This window comes from Sphingomonas sp. CFBP 13706 (assembly GCF_014842355.1).
Lineage (GTDB): Bacteria > Pseudomonadota > Alphaproteobacteria > Sphingomonadales > Sphingomonadaceae > Sphingomonas > Sphingomonas aerolata.
In genome coordinates this window covers 1-1,865 of the sequence record NZ_JACYVM010000049.1, presented here as the reverse complement: position 1 = coordinate 1,865, position 1,865 = coordinate 1, and the positions used below count along the sequence as shown (strand labels likewise).

Annotated in this window: 4 protein-coding genes; 3 read left to right on the top strand and 1 reads right to left on the bottom strand. The window is 58.9% G+C overall.

Features of this window, described 5'->3' with window-relative positions:
• The 3 genes from IFS44_RS21555 to IFS44_RS22535 all read left to right on the top strand — a co-directional run.
• Nucleotides 1–655: Csu type fimbrial protein (locus tag IFS44_RS21555; RefSeq protein ID WP_192100176.1), on the top strand; the 655-nt coding region annotated here is incomplete at its 5' end.
• A 38-nt stretch (nt 656–693) separates the two neighbouring features.
• Entirely contained in the window at nt 694–996 is a 303-nt protein-coding gene (locus tag IFS44_RS21550) for a hypothetical protein (protein ID WP_192100178.1), read from the top strand.
• A 1-nt stretch (nt 997) separates the two neighbouring features.
• Nucleotides 998–1,132: a LuxR C-terminal-related transcriptional regulator gene (locus tag IFS44_RS22535; RefSeq protein WP_235516378.1), complete on the top strand. Its 135-nt coding sequence runs from the start codon at nt 998–1,000 to the stop codon at nt 1,130–1,132.
• Between the two features lie 145 nt (nt 1,133–1,277).
• On the opposite strand, the gene IFS44_RS21540 is transcribed toward IFS44_RS22535, so the two are convergent.
• Nucleotides 1,278–1,754, bottom strand: a complete 477-nt coding sequence (locus IFS44_RS21540; RefSeq protein WP_192100174.1) for a hypothetical protein — start codon at nt 1,752–1,754, stop codon at nt 1,278–1,280.
• Nucleotides 1,755–1,865 lie beyond the last annotated feature (111 nt).

Here is a 1,865-nt window from a genome sequence, read left to right as displayed (position 1 = left end):
CAGCGGCACCACGCCGTTCACGCAAGGGTCGACCGTCAACTATATGAGCGGCAGCCTGCTGGCGCTGCAGGGCGGTGGAAGCAGTTTCACCACGCCGTTGTTCGCGCGATTGACCGCGTCTCCCAATATCCCTGCCGGCACGTATAGCGACACACTGACGGTGCAATGGGACTATAGCGTCTGCAACGGGGTGAACGTGCTCGGTGTCGTCTGTACGGGCTATGACAGTGGCAAGGTCGTCGTAACGCTTCAGGTGACGCTGGTGGTCGGCAACGACTGCAAGATCACCGCGCCCGACCTGTCCTTCGGCAGTGCGGCGCTCGTCACGCAGTTCGGCCCGGTGACCTCGGCCGTCCAGATCGATTGCACTCGTGACGCCGTCTACCGGATCGGCTTCACACCCGGCGGTGCTGGTACCGGTGCGGCGTGGCGGCAGATGACGAGTGGCGCGGGCGCGACGTTGCAGTATCAGATCTATCATGCGGATGGCGTCACCGTCTGGAACGAAGCCAACCCGCTTACCGGCGCGAGTCCCGGAACAGGCAGCCTGACGCCGGTCAGGACCTATCCCTATGTCGCCAGGATCAATCAGGCGCAGGTCACTCCGGCGGCCGGAAGCTATCAGGATACCGTCAGTGTGGTGGTGACATTCTGATTGTACGGGCACTACAATTCGACCCGGCCTGTTGGCATATGAACGAACGTCTGATTTTTACGCCCTTTTGGGCGGGCGGCGAATGGCCGAAATTGGGTGGCCGCAGCCGCAGCTTTGAATATCACGTTGTTGAGCGGACGCCTGATACTGGAATGAGCAAAGCACGCAAGCTAGGACATATCAGCCCGCCGCAGCAGCGAACTAGAGCTTGTTGCCGCGATCTAAGCGGTGATGACGGATGCGAGCTGGTTCAGCCGTTCGATCATGGACAAGCTTGCCACCTGAAGAACCCGCACAGCGGGCTTAGGAAAGAGGTGAAGGCTGACGCCGCGGGAGCGTGAGGTGTTGGCGTTGATCAGCGAGGGGCTGGATGACAAGGCTATCGCGCAACGCCTGGCACTTTCTGGGAACACCATGCGCAACCATGTCGCCAGCATCTACAGCAAGATTGGCGTCAACCGTCGGCCGCCGCGGTAGCATGGGTGTAAACGCTCACGCTTTCTGGCGGCGTTCTGATCGCGCTATTTGTCGTCGGTGCCTCGCCGCGCGGTAAGCACGAATGTCCGGGTTTGGTGGTTAGCCGTCCGGCCGCTTACAGGAGCGCAGCATGAATTAGCGGACGTTATTTTGCGGGCGAGCCGCGCTCATCTAGCTTGGTCTCGCCTCCGCGAAGACGCCGTATTGCAGTAACCTTTCCGCCAGCGAGATCATAGGCAACCGCGTCATAGGACCAACAGCAATGCGCTGGAACGTTGCCGCCCCAGCTCCCAGCTGAATTAAAGTACTCGATAAAAAGGAGCCGTCCCGTAGACGAAAAGCCGGGAGACATTTTGAAGGCAACACCGTCAGCGGACAGCTTTTTCCCAAATGTGTTGATCCAGTCTGTCTTGCTGTGAGCTACCTCCTTGCCGTCCTGAAATACATGCACGTCGTCAGATAAAAGCGCCGCATAAGCGGCTGTGTCTTTTGTTTCGATTGACCGAACGAGTTCCTCGCTTAGCCTACCTTGGCCCGGTAATGACGGAGCAGGTAGGACCTGTGCGCTGCTCGGAAGCGACGCGGCCATAATCAAAGTAACGCCAACTATCTTGCCAAGCATCGCTCTCGCCTTTTTATCTAACGACCGCTTTTAGGAGCTCGGCCGACGTGAGCAAAGGCCCTGAATTGGGCGATTGTGTTGAAAAAGTCGGGCTTGCAGTAGTGTCGGCGG